The following is a 16,299-nucleotide window of genomic DNA, read 5'->3' as shown; positions in this document are numbered from 1 at the left end:
TTAATCAAGACCTGATTGAATATAAAGTGTCAGTTTTTCGGCCGCTGCTGAGGAAGATATTTCTCCAGCGATCGCTCTTTCATACCAAAATTCTCCTTGTTCTAAAATTTGATTCGACTTTTCCCAATCATCCAGAGGAACTGCCACGACATTTTGAGATTGTTGTAATAATACCGATTCGATCGGTAGTAATTTTCCTTCGATCTGCACCCGTCGATTAGTGGGAATAAAACTTTCTGTTTGGGTGATTGCTTGTAATTGTTGTTCGGGATTAGTGAGAAATTTTCCTAAAGCTAATCCCAAACGATTTTCATTATCACTATTATTGCGATTAAATACCATCACCCGTGTATAGAGAATTGGTGCTGCTTTACCTTGAGTTTCTTGGGGAAGTAAAGCGACTCTGAGATCATCTTGTAGACTGTTTTTTAAATCGGCAATTTCAATAGAACTACACACATAATAGGTTAAGCGGCCTCTAGCAAAAGCATCATGGAGTAATTCCCGTTGACGATTGAGGATAAAATTAGGCTGTGAAGCAGCAAATTTTAGCCATTCTAGCCATTTTGCCCAACCATATAGGCGAGGTTGCAGCCTGCCTTGATCATCCCACAAATAGCCGCCAAAAATTGCCATTCCCCAAAAAGTATCTTCAAAAGAGGAAACTATCCCCACAGAATAACCTTTGCGCGCACGTTCCACTAATCCCTCTAAACTGGTGGGAGGTTGCTTTAGCTCCGGATCGGGACTAACTTGTAATTTTTTTTGATTATAACACAGTACATTGGTACGAGAACCTAAGGGAATGCCATAGATTTTTCCTTGATAGCTAACTTGTTTCAGGGTTGGAGGATAATAAATAGATAAATCTAGATTTTTCTGGTCAATTTCCTCCAGTATTCCTTGAGATACTAATCTGGGTATATTTCTCGAAAAAATTAGAATAACACTCGCACCCAATCCGCTTTGAGATTGTTTAAAAAAACGTTCGGGTATCTCATCGACAGGAATAGCTTGTTCGAGAATTGTCACTTGCGGATTTAATTTTTCAAACTCTTGCAACCCGAGACCTAGTACTTCAGTTAAATTTCCCTCTTCTGGATACCAAACCGAGAGAGTTCCCTGCAGTTGCTCCGATGATTGAGTAGGAAGATCACTAAAACAAGCATAAAGAAAAATTGGCATCAAGATAAAAAGCAATAGGAGCGATATAATTCCCCTTATTTTTTTACTTCTCCAAGCAGTTTTAACTCTGAGCATTAGGGATTGCATCGATCGTGATCCTTCAAAAATATTGCCATAGATCCATAGTACATGAAAAGGTGACTAATAATCCTCATCAGAAAAATAATTAACATGATCTTTTGTCAAGAGCCACCAGTATAGCAACAATCCCAGTTAAAAATTTGTGCGAGTTAAACTGCTGACCTATCTAAATTATCCGTTAAGACCAGATGAGGGCAGGGAAAGAGACAGTTTCCTAGTTGGTTTTATAACACTATAACACCCAGTTTAAATGGGTAACATCTTAGGGAAGCTGTGCTTAGTATGAGTGAGATTTATGTTATTAATAATTATGTCATGACGAGAGAGTGATACCTGCATTAACTTTACTGTATCAACCATGACCCCACCGCAGCAATTTTTACTATATAATCATGGTATAAGAAACCAGCACCCCAAATATTGTATTTCAACCCAAACACCAAAGGAGTTAAATATGACTGAACCTTTAAGCGCGATTGTGTTGGTAACGTTGGCAATCCAGGAGTTCGTTAAATCAGGTACAGGAGATTTGGCCAAGCGTTTTACGGCGGAGGCTGTGGCGAAAATTCCTGTATTATGGGGAAAGATTAGGGATCGGTTAACGGGAAAATCGCTCAAGGTCAATGAAGCATTAGCTAAATTAGAAAGTGGGGACAGTACGGCCATTGAAACTATCACTAAAAATTTGGATGTGATTTTAGACGAAGATTCTCTTTTTGCTGAAGAGTTACGAATTTTAGGATAGGAAATTCAAGCAGGGAGAATCAGCCAAATTGGTTTAGATAACTTGGAAGCAGGAGAAATAAATGCTGAAATTGAGCAACCGGTAAAAGGAAAAACAACGACTAAAACAGAACAAATTGGCACAAAAGGGATAAGAGTTACAGGAAAAGCAACTATTAAAATTAACCAAAAGATTGATTAGGAGACAAAAATGTTAGAAGATCAAGCCCAAGCACTCAAGTCTATTGTTAAAGAGGTTCTGCATGAGTTATTATTGCAGAAACGGGAAACTTTAACAGATGTAATTTATGAAATGATAGAGGATATGGTTCTAGCCAAAGCAATAGAGGAAGGTCTTGACGATGAAAATGTCAGTCGAGAAGAAATTTTTGGGTTACATCGAGTAAGTTTATGACTACGAAGATTCGGGATGTCATTAAATTATTAGAAAAAGATGGCTGGTTTCTCGTTAATACAGTCGGTAGTCATCGCCAATATGAGCATCCAACAAAAAGGGGAAAGGTGACTGTTGCTGGCAAATTAAGTGATGATGTTCGTAAAGGAACTTTAGCTAGTATTCTTAAACAAGCAGGGTTAAAATGATCGACAAATATCTAATTGTTCTCGAAAAAAGTGAGACGGGATTTTCAGCTTATTCACCCGATGTATTGGGTTGTGTAGCAACAGGTGCGACTCTAGAAGAAACAACGGAGCAAATGCGATCAGCTTTGGCTTTGCATTTGGCAGATGTTGAAAACTTGCCCCAACCGCGAGGGATTGATGCTTATTTAGAAGCTTTGCGAGATTCGGAAGGAGAAGCATTTTTTCTAACTCATATTCCCATAGATCAAGTGTTAGTTAAATCTTAGTTTTATTAAGGAAAATGAACGACAAACTTTAGCAAACTGGAATTAAAGCTTTTACTTTAATATGATCAAAGATCAAGTACAGGAACCAGAAGCCTGTTCCACGGGGTAGGCATTTTGTTATTTCACAGGCTATAATCTTATTAAAGATAAAACACAGATTAGGAGACAAAAATGTTAGAAGATCAAGCCCAAGCACTCAAGCCTATTGTTAAAGAGGTTCTGCATGAGTTATTATTGCAAGAACGGGAAACTTTAACAGACGTAATTTATGAAGTGATAGAGGATATGGCTCTAGCCAAAGCAATAGAAGAAGGTCTTCATGATGAAAATGTCAGTCGAGAAGAAATTTTTTCTTTATTAGCAGAGTAAATCATGCAAGTTGAATTTCGTCGCCTTTTTTTTCGAGATTTAGGCGCTATCAAAGATCGTAAGCTACGACAACGAATTGAAGCTGTCATTGCGGAGGTAGAAGCGGCCAATAATCTAGCTGAGTTAAGAAATATCAAAGCTATTGAAGGCCACCCCAGTTACTATCGGCTAAGAATAGGAGATTACCGCATAGGTATTTATGTTGAGGAGAATATGATTGCTTTTGTCCGAGTTGTACACCGTAAAGAAATGTACCGTTATTTTCCCTAATGAATAATCCATTTAAGCAAACTGGAATTAAAGCTTCTACTTTTGGCGATAATGCTCAGATTTCCATTGAGCAGAAAATAATTTTGCCATCTGTACCAAAACAGGTTAAAGAAAACCCGCACAATTTACCCAATAGTGGGGTCGAGAAATTTGTTGGACGTGATGAAGTTTTAAGCCAATTAGCAACCCAATTACAGGAAGCTAACCGCGTGGCGATTTCGACGTTGACGGGTATGAGTGGTGTTGGTAAATCGGAATTAGCGTTATGGTATAGTTGGCAAGAATGGCACAAAAAGACTTATCTAGGGGGGATTCTTTGGTTAAATGTAGCAGAAAGCGATCCGGGTTTGAGTATTTTAACTTTTGCTCAGATTCATTTAGGATTAATTTTACCGACAGAAGGCGAATTGGTAGAGCGGATTCGTTTTTGTTGGCATAATTGGTTCAAAAATGAGCAGGATCAAGCCTTAATTATTTTTGATGATGTGCGTCGCTATAAACAAATAAAAGACTATTTACCGCCTCAAGGAGAAAAGCGGTTTAAGGTGATTATTACGACTCGTAATGAACAGATTGCTCGTAATTTTAACCCGATTGATTTAGAAGTGTTAAGTCCTGATGCGGCGGTAGAATTGTTGGCTGTCTTTTTACCCAATGCGGTAGTAAATAATCCAGAAAAAGCCAGAGAATTAGTCAAATGGTTGGGGTATTTACCGTTAGGGATTGAGTTGGTGGGACGCTATGGACAGTATATGAGTTGTGACTTAACAAAACTTTTATCACAGTTACAGGCGCAAAAATTAAAGGATGAGAGTTTACAATTTCCCCAAAATGCTTTTATGACGGCTCAAAGGGAGGTAGCAGCGGCGTTTGAGTTGAGTTGGGGGGAGTTGAGTGAGAGTTCTCGATTAGCAGGAGAATGGCTCAGTTTGTTTGCGGAAAGTCGGATTAATGAAAAGTTAATTTTGTCTTTGTTTGAGGAGAGATACCCCCAACCCCAACCCTTAAAAAGGGGAGCTATAGAGAGATATTTTCCGACATTTTCACGCTGGTTTGGTCTATCTAAATCGGTTTCTGCGTCTATTGATCCGCCTGATTTACCGATACCGACTAGGACTGATTTACGACATTTGGTAAATTTAAACTTGCTAAATGATGTTGATAATCAGAACTATGACTTGCATACTTTAATTCGGATGTATTTGCGCGATAAGTTAGAAGCATCGGCGTTTAAGGAGGAAGCAAAGCGAGCCTATTGTCAGGTGATGGTTGGGATTGCGAAAACTATTAAGAGGACTTTGACCTTAAAAGACATTGATAACTTGGAGCCGGATATTGAGCATCTAAAAGTTGTTGCAGAGGAATTAGATCAATGGTTAGATAATGAAGATTTAACGTGGTCTTTTTATGGCTTAAGTGCATTTTATCGAGCGCAGGGACTTTATCAGCAAGGGGTTCTTTATTGTGAACGCTGTTTAACTCTGAGTGAACAACGCTTAGGCAAAAATCATCCTGATGTGGCGACCAGTCTCAACAATCTGGCGGAACTTTATCGCGCTCAAGGGAAATACGCAAAAGCAGAACCTCTCTTTTTGCGAGCGCAGGCAATTACAGAAAAGCAATTAGGAGAAGAGCATCCTGATGTGGCCAACAGTCTCAACAATCTGGCTGGTCTTTATTATGATCAAGGGAAATACGCAGAAGCAGAACCTCTCTTTTTGCGCTCGCTGGCGATTCGGGAAAAGCTATTAGGAAAAGAGCATCCTGCTGTGGCGACCAGTCTCAACAATCTGGCGAATCTTTATTGCGCTCAAGGGAAATACGCAAAAGCAGAACCTCTCTTTTTGCACTCGCTGGGGATTACGGAAAAGCAATTAGGCTCCGACCATCCTGAAGTGGCGACCAGTCTCAACAATTTGGCGTTACTTTATGATTTTCAAGGGAAATACGCAGAAGCAGAACCTCTCTTTTTGCACTCGCTGGGGATTACGGAAAAGCAATTAGGCTCCGACCATCCTGATGTGGCGACCAGTCTCAACAATTTGGCGTTACTTTATGATTCTCAAGGGAAATACGCAGAAGCCGAACCTCTCTTTTTGCGAGCGCTGGCGATTACAGAAAAGCAATTAGGAAAAGAGCATCCTGATGTGGCCAACAGTCTCAACAATCTGGCTGGTCTTTATTATGATCAAGGGAAATACGCAGAAGCAGAACCCCTCTATTTGGGAGCACTGGCGATTCGGGAAAAGCAATTAGGAGCAGAGCATCCTCATGTGGCCAACAGTCTCAACAATCTGGCGGATCTTTATCAGTCTCAAGGGAAATACACAGAAGCAGAACCTCTCTATCAAAGAGCGATTGCTATTTTGATAGCCACACTAGGCGAAAATCACCCTAACACGCAAACAGTAAAAAATAATTATAATCTGATGCTTTCTCAACTTCCTGATGAGGAATTAAGCCAACGCTTTCCCCCCGAAATGGTGGAAATGTTGCGTAACCTAAGACAAAATTAGCTTTTTTTAAAGGAAGAATAAAAAACATGAACATCAAACAGCAACTACTAGAAAAATATCGCAAGCAAGGCTTAGAATTATGATTTTATGCGATACGGGAGTATTATTTTGTTTCGTTCTTATTTACTTCCAGAAATCCTCCACTTTATTCAATTTATGCCTTGAAGCCAAGCACCAAGTTCTTCTTCGGACATCTCGCCAGCCGCCACCGCCAGCATAGTTGCCACCACCTCGGCTTCTGGAGCGATTAACTCAATGCTATTAACTTGGAGAAAAGTCGCCATGACGACGAAAGCGGTGCGCTTGTTGCCGTCCACAAAGGGGTGATTTTTTGCCAGTCCCCAGCAATAAGCGGCGGCTAATTGGTACAGGCTGACATCGGGGTTGTAAGTGTGGAGATGGCGAGGTCTGGCGAGGGCGCTGGAGAGTTTTCCTAGGTCGAGGATGCCTTCGGCTCCGCCAAAGAGAGCGAGTTGCTGGTGGTGAATTGCTCTGGCTGCTTGTTCACTAATCCAGATGATTTCGCTCACTTGGCCAATTCCCGCAGGGCGTTGCGATAGCGGCGGGTAACTTGAGAAGCTGCTTTCATAATTTGCTCGAATTCTGGGTCGTAGGTGGTTAACTGTACCCCGTCTGGCGTTTCGGTGACGTATATCGTATCTCCTTCTCCCACCTGGAGTTTGTCGAGAACTTCTTTGGGGAAAGAGGCTCCTAATGAGTTGCCGATTTTGCAGATTTTGAGCTTCATTTTTTTACCTCATCGTTGTTTGTAGTCGCTGCGTCACTAGCGCAACAACAGTTGCAATAAGAAGCAGTACAATTAAAGATAAGCACCAGTTTAGTAATATCTTCCACTGTTTAAACGTTCATAGAACATTTTACACCATGATCTCGGAAAAGCCAAAATAAACCTCAAAAGAACCCAATGGAGTGGCAATCATTTTTTACTCTAAATTAACACTGACAAGAAAAAATCACCATGCAAACCCAACCGCTAGAATCAAACTCAACAAACCTGATTAAACTGCGCTCTAGTCAACCAGAATCGCTTAAATCAATGATTAAAATCGATCTGAATAATCGGCTACGGGACTTAGAAAGCGGATTACAAAAAACTCAAGCTCGCTTAAAAGAATTTGAAACCCAATATCAATGGTCAACAGAGCAGTTTGTTGATTTGTTTACCAACGATCAATTACAACACAGTGAAGATTTTGATGAATGGTTAGGAGAATCATGGATGCTTGACAAAATACAGCAAAAAATAGCCATCATTAAGGAGATTGAATTTGTTGATTGAGACTTACTTTGAGAGAATTAGAAAACTTCTCACAAACTCATCCATGATCCAAACTTTTGAACTTGACACATAAAAACGGACAGAGAGTCTCGGTTTTATTAGAGGAAATATTACCTTTATTGACGGCTCTCGGCTCTATATTCGAGAATTTGTCGAAGTAGAGATCAGCATAAACCGAGGCAAATATTCTTACCACTATATCAATCAAAAAGGTGATTTAATTTTCCGTTATGATAATGCTCCTCATCATCAAAAACTTAATTTTCCTTCATTTCCTCATCATAAGCATGATCGACATGAAGATAATATAGTAAGCTCAAAAGCTCCTTTTTTAGAAGAAGTTTTTCAAGAAATTGAGGATATTAACAATGAATTATCACTATAGTATTTTTATTCAATGGTCAGAAGAAGACAACAAATTTATCGCCCATCTCCCTGAATTTGTCCCTTATGCTCATACCCATGGTGAAACCTACCATGCAGCCCTACAAAATGCCCTTGAAGTTCTATATATACTTATCGAAGACTACACTGCACGAGACAAATCTCTCCCACCTCTCCAGGCTATTTCCGCATAGCCCAAATATTCTCAGTTCAGTAATATCTCCTAGTATTTAACCGTTCATAGAACATTTTACACCATGATCTCGGAAAAGCCAAAATAAACATTATGCAAGTTACGGCTTAAATCATTACTGAAGTTGTTATATCGCCTTCTTCTCGATCAGAACCAAAAAGCCCAAAATAAATCATGAAAACATCTTTTGCTTTATTATAAGAGTAATCCCCACAAACCGTAAGCGATTTATGTATCAAGTCACCGTTGATTACGCCAAAGCCAACCTAGAAGAACTCTGTGATCGCACTGAAAAAGAACCCGATGGAGTAGTGATCGTTCGTGAAAATCGCAGTTATATTCTCATTACTCAAGAAGAATGGGAATCCTTAGCTGAAACCTCCGAACTCATGCAAGATTCCAAACTATTACAACATATTGCATCAGCACGACGAGAATATGCCGCAGGAGAAACCCTGATAATGGAACAAGTATTTGGATGACAACCTACACAATTGTCTTTTCTAAACAAGCGCGAAAAGATACCGACGAACTCACCCAAAAACAAAAAGTCAAACTTCAATAAATTTTAACTAACATAATTGCAATTAATCCCTATATTGGCAAATCCTTAAAAGGCGATTTAGAAGGCTTGTATTCCTATCGCCTAAATAGAAAAGATCGTCTGCTTTATAAAATTTATGAAGACGATCAAACTATTCTGATTATTCGTACTAAAACACACTATGGAGATTAGGTAAGAGCGGTCATAATGTCTGAATTCATCCCCGTTTAGAATATAGCTTGCCCCTGTCAGGCAAAGATAGTAGTGATGCTGATCGCTACCGGGAAAAAGACGTAAGAAATGCACTTCAGGAACTAGCAAAATTAAATCAAGGAGACAACCCATGAATTATCGGCTGTGATAATTTTTGCTTATAGAATCGTGAAATATTTACCTAGAAAGACTTTGAGGACTATTTTGCTGAAGAAACTATCAGTATAGACCCCGTTTCCACACAGAAACCAGAAGAGCCAATTATCACTATAGTATTTTTATTCAATGGTCACAACAATACAACAAATTTATCGCCCATCTCCCTGAATTTGGCCCCTATGCTCATACCCAGGGTGAAACCTACAATGCAGCCCTACAAAATGCCCTTGAAGTCCTAGATCTACTTATCGAAGACTACACTGCACGAGACAAATCTCTCCCAATTTTTCAGGCTATTTCCCCATAGCAAAAATATACTATATTACACTCAAAACGAATTTTATCTGAGCAATTATGGCTGAATTAAGTTCAAAAATTACGGCAATTATTTATTCTGGTGAACAACAAGAATATGTAGCCGAATGCGCGGAAATTTCGGTTGTGACCCAGGGAAATACCTTAGATGAGGTGGTTAATAATCTCAAAGAAGCTGTCTTATTATATTTAGAAGGAGAAGAGCCTAGTGAGTTTGGTCTAGTTGCCAAACCTTCTCTACAGATTACGGTTGAGTTACAGCCTGAATATGCCTAAACTGAAACAACTATCAGGCAAAGACGTGATCAAAATTCTCGCTCGATTTGGCTTTACTATTCACAGTCAACGAGGAAGTCACATTAAATTGCTTTGCATTTAGCAGATGTTGAAAATTGGCCCGAACCGCGAGGAATTGATACCTATCTAGAAGCTTTGCGAGATTCGGAAGGAAAAACATTTTTTCTGACTCATATTCCACTGGAGCAAGTCTTAGTTAGGGTTTGCTGAAAAAGTTTGTTGGTGGGGTTAGGAGTCGGTCGTTTCAGGCTTTGTTGCCCTTCTTTTTTGTACCAGTTTATGTACTATAAAAAGAATAATGCCAGGTTTTTGAATGTCCCAATCCTATATTCTGGCACCAACATCGGATTTTAACAGGTCAAAAGCCTTATTTTAAAAAGGTTTTACCATTATTCAGCCAGCCCTAAGTAGGTGGGTGGAATTAAATATAAGATGAACGTAGGTTGGGTTGAAGCATGAAACCCAACCCCCGCTCATGTTACGCTACCGCTAACCCATCCTACAAATAATTGTGCCTCCCTACTTATTAGCTGCTTTAGAGAAAAATCCCCCAAAACTCAAACAGTAATGCTGAAAAAGTCTTTGAGTGGCAACAGGGAACAGTTTTTGATGCCTTAAACCAGCCATCTTCGCTCATCAGACCCATAAACAAGCAAAATTATCTGTATATTTAATCACTTAATCAGAAGCATTTACCTTTGAAATAGCCGTTTTTAAATAGGAAACCACCTCATTAATTGCTACTTCTGACGCTTTTTTACTGGCTCTTTCGACTAATTCCACCTTACCCGATTTGAGAGATTTACCCGTGACAATGCGATAGGGAATCCCAATTAAATCCGCATCTTTGAACTTAACTCCCGCACGTTCACCCCGGTCATCTAAAAGGGTTTCAATGCCAGCTTGATTTAACTCATTGTATAAACTTTCGGCGGTTTTTACCTGCTCGGCATCAGCTAAATTGGGAATAACCACAATCGCTTGATAAGGGGCAATAGCTACGGGCCAAATAATGCCATCTTTATCGTAGGATTGTTCTACGGCTGCCTGTGCTAAACGCGATACTCCTATGCCATAACAACCCATACAAATGGGGGTAGATTCGCCCGCTTCATTAGTATAAAAAGCATTCATGGCTTGAGAATATTTATAGCCCAATTGGAAGATATGACCGACTTCAATTCCTCTGGCACTTTGCAAGGTTTGATTAGGATCATGAATAGCTCGATCACCTACCCGGGCTTTGCGTAGATCGACGATTAATTCCGGTAAGATAAAATCTTGACCCCAATTAGCTCCCACTACATGAAACCCAGTTTCATTAGCACCGGTGATAAAGTTTTCTAAGTCTGTCACTGTGTTGTCTGCTATGCGTAAAAACTGAGGAGCGATATCGCTGGCTTTTTTGAGCAAATTATCTTCTAAGTCAGGAGCAATATAACCTAAAGGTAAAGGTTTAGTTGCCCATTGCTGTTGAGCGGCAGCATCGGGTATTTTTAAAGCCAAAATTGTTTTAGCATTGTAACGGCTCGCCTGTCTAACTAATTCATTTTGTAGTTTAACTTCGTTAACCTCTTGATCACCGCGAATATGCAGTAAAACTAAAACAGTTATGCCGCTATCATACACCACTTCGTAGAGAACATTTTTGACGATAGCGGTGGCAGAACAATCGAGAAATTTAGCTAAACTTTCGATCGTGTTGGTGTTAGGAGTCTCTTTTTTAGCCAACTTTTTAAAGGGAGAAGCCACTTTATCTGCCGGCAAAGAAACGGCTTTTTCCACATTAGCCGCATACTTTTCATCGGCGGTAAATAAAACCTCATCTTCTCCAGCATCAGCTAAGACCATAAATTCTTGGGATGCGGAACCGCCAATCGCTCCAGAATCGGCTTCTACTGCCCGAAAAGCTAACCCACAACGGCGGAAAATATTGCGGTAAGCTATATCCATCGCTTGATAGGTTTTCTTTAAACATTCCTCGTCGAGATTGAAAGAATAGGCATCTTTCATAATAAATTCTCGTCCCCGCATTAAACCAAAACGAGGGCGAATTTCATCGCGAAATTTAGTTTGAATTTGATATAAATTAACTGGTAATTGTCGATAGGAACGAATTAAATCACGAGCGACGGCAGTAATTACTTCTTCATGAGTCGGTCCTAATCCTAACTCCCGGTTTTGCCGGTCCGTCAGGGCAAACATAATCCCTTCTGCTTTTGTGTAGGTGTCCCAACGGCCTGATTCTTGCCAGAGTTCCGCCGGTTGCAGTTGGGGAAGTAAACATTCTTGGGCGCCGGCTTTGTTCATTTCTTCCCGGACTATCTGGGAGACTTTCTGTAAAACCCGCCACATCAGGGGTAAATAGGCGTAAATGCCGCTGCCAATGCGACGAATGTAACCGGCACGCACCAAGCATTTATGACTGGGGATTTCCGCCTCGGCCGGATCTTCCCGGAGGGTGACAAAAAGCTGTTGAGAGAGTCGCATCCTATCGATATCCTTTTGAACAGAAGACTTTCTATTATCTCATCAAAGGAGAGCGACTGCAATTATCAATTACTTGTGTTGACAAACAATAACAGCGACCAGTTTACCGATTCTCAGGTATTTCCCCTCATAACTTGAGACTGGTTGGAGAAGCATTGAACCTTAGTTGCAATTGCCTAACTCCCTTGTTCTCTACTCTAGGAAATATGAGCGTTCAGGTCGGTCGCTGTTATCGTCGTTATCGAGACAGAATGTAACTTTAACAGGGTTTACTCCTTTGTGAACTTGACCTTATAACCTTGCCAGTTGATCTGTCAGGGAGGCTTTTCTCTCTAGCCTCAATTATTAATATAACATCGGATCGGAGCTAGAAGTCTTTCTCTTAATTAAACTTTACATTGCTGGGGTCAAGGAAAAGCTTAGATGTTTTGACGCTTGACCGACCATAACTCTTATTATTCAAAAATTATGGCAGCAGTGACCTCAACAGTAGTCAAAGAAAGCGCAGAAGAATTAACTAACTCAACAGACCAAAGAAGCAATCACCGCTAGGGAAAAAGACAAACTGCCGCTAAAGCAAGAAAAAGCTCCCACCCTCAAGGTGATAGCTAAAAGTTGATGGCATCATAGAAACACAGTGCCGAGCTGCTTGTGTAAATATCGTGAGCAAGGCAACGAAAAGAACTTTATAAAGTGAATCGGAACGATCCCTTAAACTTCCCGTTGCCGAGGTCCCAGTGAGATAGGTGAGTAGTATGCTTATCCACAGGGAGGCTTGATTTGGGCGCTATATATACAACCAGTCTCAATGGCTGGCTGGTACGAATTATCGTGTCTGACTTCAAATATGTTCTTGTTCCCCAAACTGAAACATCTTTGGCCTGTTTGCCGACAAGATACAAAGCTGAAATGATTGTGGCATCCGAGGCGATGCGGACGGCGAATGGGATTGATATCGCCCCTAAAGAACTCTTCGCCTTCACCATGAACTGCAAAGTTCTTGGCGCTATGAGTTGGACTCTGGTAAATGCGTAGCCATCTGAAGATTCTCCCTGCTTGAGATAGTCACTGCTTAGTCTTTCAATGATATCGAGATCAATTTCATGATCTAGCACTTCTGAAGGGGGGTGCGTCGGCCTGGAAAATCCCAAGAAACTGTGATCGGCAAATACGTCCTCAGCAGCGTAAGCCGTTTCTATTTGACCCATTTCATCTATGGTTATATGCCCGGGCCCGTGAAACCCATTAAAGTGATTGCTTACTGAATAGCAATATGCTCCTGCGTGTTGGATTAACAATGGATCCCCAGGACTCTGGCCTTCTAAATTGGTCGATGGTAGCAATATATCGCCGGCAAAACAAAGTGGCCCTCCAATAGCATCGTTCCCTTGAGTAGGCAGGGTGCGATGATTGCGATCAATAATTTGGTGGCTCCATGAGAGGAGAGTCACCTTGATTAGCTGGTCGGAGCCAACATCAACAATAGCCCAACGTCTGCCCCGCATCTGCTTAAGCTCGCGGATACGAGTCAACAAGGCGACGGCATTACCAACCAGTGCGTGTCCAGGCTCGACTATGTACTCAATACCGGGTAACAAGTGTTTCTTTAATGCTTCTGTGTACTCTGGGATTGTTGGAAACTGTTGCCCGTCATGGAAGTCAATGCCAAACCCACCGCCAAGATTTAGTTTTCTCATGCAATGATTCGAGCTGGCTTCGATTAAGTTTTTCAAATGATGAATAAACTGAACCGAATTATTAAATGCCGATACATTATCCATCTGAGTTCCAATATGGATATGCAAACCAGCTATAGGTAGTTTGCAACTGGCCAGAGCATCTGGCAATTCCTCGGATGGGATGCCAAACTTACTGTTAGGCGAGGCGTGAGAAACCAGATCCTGCCAATCAGTATTGTGGAAATACTCCACCGGTTTTTCTGGGTTAACTCGAACCAGCAAGTTCCCACTCCAATCCTTGCCATAAAGCTTATGTTGAAGGTCATCTAATATAGCTTGGGAGTCAGCAACTACTGTTGAGCCTCCATCGAGGAGATCTACCATTAGCTGGTGGTCGGGCGCCGGACTGTTGTATGTGATCCGATTCAACGGGAATCCGCAAGAAAGGGCCAACTCAACTTCATATTTAGAAGAGCAGTCTGCGGAGCATCCCAGGGATGCCAGTTCATTCAGAATCGCCATCGACGGATTAGCCTTGATCGGGTAGGCAACCTGAGATGGACTGCCGACAAGCTCCACAAAGTGGGACAGGTTCCGACGAAGCTGACCGACGTTCAGTATGTAGAGAGGAGACCCATGGCGTTTTGCTATCTCCTCGATGTCAATTGATCGCGTCCAAGTTTCCATAATCCCTTCTATAATCTCGCTTTTGTCCAACGCCTAGCATCACCCGCAAACAGCGATCAGTTTATCGATTCTCAGGTATTTCCCCCCACTACTTGGGACTGGTTGGAGAAGCATTGAACCTTAGTTGCAATTGCCTAACTCCCTTGTTCTCTACTCTAGGAAATATGAGCGTTCAGGTCGATCGCTGTTATCGTCGTTATGCCACCCTATCGAACCATACCAAGTAAGGAAGAACCTTTTTTTTTAGCTTCAATTATTAATGTAACATCGGATCGGAGCTAGAAGTCTTTCTCTATAATCAAAGTTTACATTACTGGGATCAAGGCAAAGCCTAGATGTTTTGACGCTTGACCGATGATAATTAACCTCATCGGTATCAGAAAAGAAGGGGGGGGGTTAACCTGAAAGAATACAAACGATTCAGAACCTCCATCCTACTTTAGCCGAGTCCAGCCTTCTCGAACCGGTCATCGAGTTTTTGGCAGTGCCTTCGGCATCGCAATCAACTGATGATGCGGGGTCAGACTGAAGGCGATGTTAGTCCAAAATTATTTATTTTGAATTACCATTGTTGCACAAGTAATTATATTTTCTAGATTGTTATACTCGGCTCTTTGTTTTTCAATATAATGATCAAATAAATATTTTTTGTCTGGATATTGTACCGCTAATTCTTGGCATCTTTGCTTAAGATAATTAAACTGCATTTCATACTCATCATTTTGATTTATTTCAGTTTCTGTATATTCTTTTATTAATTTCATGCCAGCTTTCTCGATTTGTTTTAACAGCATACTTTTTTTGATTATAAATTCATGCTTATAGGGTTGATCATCTTCAAAATATCCATCATCCAAGATAATTAGACCATCTTTTGTCAGATTTTTTTTTAAGATAGTCATAGTTTGAAAATAATTTCCAAATACAGGACCGATCGAGCCGAGGATAATTAGATTAAATTGGTTTAATGTCTTGATTATTTCTCGTGCGTCTCCTGAAATAAATTTACACCTTGAAGTAATTGCTTCTTCTCTAGCTTTTTTATTAGCGATTTCAATAAATTCTGGTATTGCATCGATTCCGAGGCAGTAGCAATCCAGTTCAATTGACAATTTTATCGAGACTGCACCTTTGCCGCAGCCTAGATCTAGTACATTTAATTCAGAATAATTATTTGTATGTGCTTTGACAATTTTAAGAATAGAATTTGCAGAAGAGCCTATTTCCCAGAAGTCCTGTAAAATATATGGAAGAAAAGGTAAGATTGACTTATCTTGGCAATCCATAGCCTGTGCAATAGTTTCTTCTAAGGTCTTCATTCTCTCTAAAAATTCCTGGACTAACTAAGTAGTCATGCAAAATTAATTACCTGCCCGATCGAGCTAAAACCCTTACGGGGCAATGATCGTCATGTGTAAATAATTTTGCCTAGGTACTTATTAATCATACCGCTTCCTGCGGTTCCGCACCCTCCTCTATCCTACTTCCATCAGTTAAACACCCCCTCAATTTGGCCATAATTACCGCAGAAGGGTTTCTAGTATTCCACTCAAAAGGTGCGTTAACTGGTTCTTCGGTTTGTGTTATGCAATGGACAGGAGTTATAAGGGATAAAACCCTTATAGAGAAAGACATTTGCTGATTTTTGTCAATTGTTTTCGATCTAGAGCGAACTAATCAATTAAATCTTTTGCCAGATAAGGATTTAGTCGATTTATGCCCCCCTATCGAACCATAACAAGTAACGAAGAGCCGGATTAAGCCGCCATTACTACTACCGAATCACCACCATCACCACCATTGTGCCTTTCTACTTATGTAGACTTTAGACGTTCATAATCTGAGATTTATTAAACTTCTGAAATCGTAGAGTCAGCAAGGAATCCAGTTCTTTTTTATGTTTCAGATGGGCATCATTCAAACATTCATAAATGGCTGAAGAAAAGTCAGAAAAGTTTTCATAATATTTACCATATAAACATTTCTTTTTGACCAATTTCCACAGCCTTTCAATTAAATTTAGAT

Annotated in this window: 21 protein-coding genes and 2 pseudogenes; 16 read left to right on the top strand and 7 right to left on the bottom strand. The window is 40.5% G+C overall.

The window, feature by feature from the left end:
* Complete coding sequence (locus tag EWV66_RS13325) at positions 1 to 1,272, bottom strand: sugar ABC transporter substrate-binding protein (protein WP_052276505.1); 1,272 nt, start codon at positions 1,270 to 1,272, stop codon at positions 1 to 3.
* 352 nt (positions 1,273 to 1,624) lie between these two features.
* On the opposite strand from EWV66_RS13325, the gene EWV66_RS13320 reads away from it, so the two are divergent.
* The 8 genes from EWV66_RS13320 (at position 1,625) to EWV66_RS13285 (ending at position 6,013) form a co-directional block, all read left to right on the top strand.
* A complete protein-coding gene (locus tag EWV66_RS13320) occupies positions 1,625 to 2,011 on the top strand; it encodes a hypothetical protein (protein ID WP_287108682.1) in 387 nt (128 codons plus the stop codon).
* Positions 2,012 to 2,053: 42 nt separating this feature from the next.
* Positions 2,054 to 2,191 (top strand): hypothetical protein, encoded by a 138-nt coding sequence (locus EWV66_RS13315; RefSeq protein ID WP_002786730.1) that lies wholly within the window; start codon positions 2,054 to 2,056, stop codon positions 2,189 to 2,191.
* Between the two features lie 9 nt (positions 2,192 to 2,200).
* Positions 2,201 to 2,404 (top strand): hypothetical protein, encoded by a 204-nt coding sequence (locus EWV66_RS13310; RefSeq protein ID WP_287108681.1) that lies wholly within the window; start codon positions 2,201 to 2,203, stop codon positions 2,402 to 2,404.
* Positions 2,401 to 2,592: a type II toxin-antitoxin system HicA family toxin gene (locus EWV66_RS13305; protein WP_002745088.1), complete on the top strand. Its 192-nt coding sequence runs from the start codon at positions 2,401 to 2,403 to the stop codon at positions 2,590 to 2,592. Before EWV66_RS13310 ends, EWV66_RS13305 begins: the two co-directional genes overlap by 4 nt.
* Positions 2,589 to 2,858: a type II toxin-antitoxin system HicB family antitoxin gene (locus EWV66_RS13300; RefSeq protein ID WP_002745090.1), complete on the top strand. Its 270-nt coding sequence runs from the start codon at positions 2,589 to 2,591 to the stop codon at positions 2,856 to 2,858. The genes EWV66_RS13305 and EWV66_RS13300 overlap by 4 nt, the downstream gene beginning before the upstream one ends.
* 171 nt (positions 2,859 to 3,029) lie before the next feature.
* Positions 3,030 to 3,227 (top strand): hypothetical protein, encoded by a 198-nt coding sequence (locus EWV66_RS13295; protein ID WP_002786733.1) that lies wholly within the window; start codon positions 3,030 to 3,032, stop codon positions 3,225 to 3,227.
* Positions 3,228 to 3,230: 3 nt separating this feature from the next.
* The gene (locus EWV66_RS13290; RefSeq protein ID WP_052276506.1) at positions 3,231 to 3,497 is read left to right on the top strand and encodes a type II toxin-antitoxin system RelE family toxin; all 267 of its coding nucleotides are present in this window, start codon (positions 3,231 to 3,233) and stop codon (positions 3,495 to 3,497) included.
* Positions 3,497 to 6,013: a tetratricopeptide repeat protein gene (locus EWV66_RS13285; protein WP_052276507.1), complete on the top strand. Its 2,517-nt coding sequence runs from the start codon at positions 3,497 to 3,499 to the stop codon at positions 6,011 to 6,013. The genes EWV66_RS13290 and EWV66_RS13285 overlap by 1 nt, the downstream gene beginning before the upstream one ends.
* Before the next feature lie 149 nt (positions 6,014 to 6,162).
* Here EWV66_RS13285 and EWV66_RS13280 read toward each other — a convergent pair whose 3' ends face one another.
* The gene (locus EWV66_RS13280; protein ID WP_002745094.1) at positions 6,163 to 6,543 is read right to left on the bottom strand and encodes a type II toxin-antitoxin system death-on-curing family toxin; all 381 of its coding nucleotides are present in this window, start codon (positions 6,541 to 6,543) and stop codon (positions 6,163 to 6,165) included.
* Entirely contained in the window at positions 6,540 to 6,761 is a 222-nt protein-coding gene (locus EWV66_RS13275; RefSeq protein ID WP_052276508.1) for an AbrB/MazE/SpoVT family DNA-binding domain-containing protein, read from the bottom strand. The genes EWV66_RS13280 and EWV66_RS13275 overlap by 4 nt, the downstream gene beginning before the upstream one ends.
* Positions 6,762 to 6,992: 231 nt before the next feature.
* On the opposite strand from EWV66_RS13275, the gene EWV66_RS13270 reads away from it, so the two are divergent.
* The 8 genes and pseudogenes from EWV66_RS13270 to EWV66_RS24160 all read left to right on the top strand — a co-directional run bounded on the left by EWV66_RS13270 (position 6,993) and on the right by EWV66_RS24160 (position 9,500).
* The gene (locus tag EWV66_RS13270) at positions 6,993 to 7,313 is read left to right on the top strand and encodes a hypothetical protein (protein WP_052276509.1); all 321 of its coding nucleotides are present in this window, start codon (positions 6,993 to 6,995) and stop codon (positions 7,311 to 7,313) included.
* An 88-nt stretch (positions 7,314 to 7,401) separates the two neighbouring features.
* A pseudogene (locus EWV66_RS13265) lies at positions 7,402 to 7,698 on the top strand (toxin-antitoxin system TumE family protein); the annotation flags it as partial.
* On the top strand, positions 7,682 to 7,891 hold the full coding sequence (locus EWV66_RS13260; RefSeq protein ID WP_002786743.1) for a type II toxin-antitoxin system HicB family antitoxin: 210 nt from the start codon (positions 7,682 to 7,684) through the stop codon (positions 7,889 to 7,891). The pseudogene EWV66_RS13265 and the gene EWV66_RS13260, both read left to right, overlap by 17 nt.
* Before the next feature lie 229 nt (positions 7,892 to 8,120).
* On the top strand, positions 8,121 to 8,372 hold the full coding sequence (locus EWV66_RS13255) for a type II toxin-antitoxin system Phd/YefM family antitoxin (RefSeq protein ID WP_002802114.1): 252 nt from the start codon (positions 8,121 to 8,123) through the stop codon (positions 8,370 to 8,372).
* Between the two features lie 83 nt (positions 8,373 to 8,455).
* Positions 8,456 to 8,626, top strand: coding sequence for a type II toxin-antitoxin system YoeB family toxin (locus EWV66_RS13250; RefSeq protein WP_472650199.1), 171 nt, complete (start codon positions 8,456 to 8,458; stop codon positions 8,624 to 8,626).
* A 295-nt stretch (positions 8,627 to 8,921) separates the two neighbouring features.
* Entirely contained in the window at positions 8,922 to 9,113 is a 192-nt protein-coding gene (locus EWV66_RS13245; RefSeq protein ID WP_072925204.1) for a type II toxin-antitoxin system HicB family antitoxin, read from the top strand.
* A 47-nt stretch (positions 9,114 to 9,160) separates the two neighbouring features.
* Positions 9,161 to 9,397: a type II toxin-antitoxin system HicB family antitoxin gene (locus tag EWV66_RS13240; protein WP_052276510.1), complete on the top strand. Its 237-nt coding sequence runs from the start codon at positions 9,161 to 9,163 to the stop codon at positions 9,395 to 9,397.
* A complete protein-coding gene (locus EWV66_RS24160) occupies positions 9,390 to 9,500 on the top strand; it encodes a type II toxin-antitoxin system HicA family toxin (RefSeq protein ID WP_223211819.1) in 111 nt (36 codons plus the stop codon). The genes EWV66_RS13240 and EWV66_RS24160 overlap by 8 nt, the downstream gene beginning before the upstream one ends.
* Positions 9,501 to 10,096: 596 nt before the next feature.
* Here the strand turns inward: EWV66_RS24160 and EWV66_RS13235 are convergent.
* From EWV66_RS13235 to EWV66_RS13220, 4 genes and pseudogenes are all read right to left on the bottom strand, one after another.
* Entirely contained in the window at positions 10,097 to 11,908 is a 1,812-nt protein-coding gene (locus tag EWV66_RS13235) for a proline--tRNA ligase (protein WP_072925197.1), read from the bottom strand.
* 686 nt (positions 11,909 to 12,594) lie between these two features.
* Positions 12,595 to 14,274, bottom strand: a complete 1,680-nt coding sequence (locus tag EWV66_RS13230; protein ID WP_052278438.1) for a diaminopimelate decarboxylase family protein — start codon at positions 14,272 to 14,274, stop codon at positions 12,595 to 12,597.
* Positions 14,275 to 14,822: 548 nt separating this feature from the next.
* Positions 14,823 to 15,593, bottom strand: a complete 771-nt coding sequence (locus tag EWV66_RS13225; RefSeq protein ID WP_052276512.1) for a class I SAM-dependent methyltransferase — start codon at positions 15,591 to 15,593, stop codon at positions 14,823 to 14,825.
* A gap of 506 nt (positions 15,594 to 16,099) precedes the next feature.
* Positions 16,100 to 16,299 (bottom strand): annotated as a pseudogene (locus EWV66_RS13220) (IS630 family transposase); the annotation flags it as partial.

Origin of the sequence: Microcystis sp. M_OC_Ca_00000000_C217Col, assembly GCF_007095585.1 — a bacterium.
Taxonomy (GTDB): domain Bacteria; phylum Cyanobacteriota; class Cyanobacteriia; order Cyanobacteriales; family Microcystaceae; genus Microcystis; species Microcystis panniformis.
Note: the sequence above shows the minus strand (reverse complement) of the source record. Positions and strands in the feature narration are given on the sequence as shown.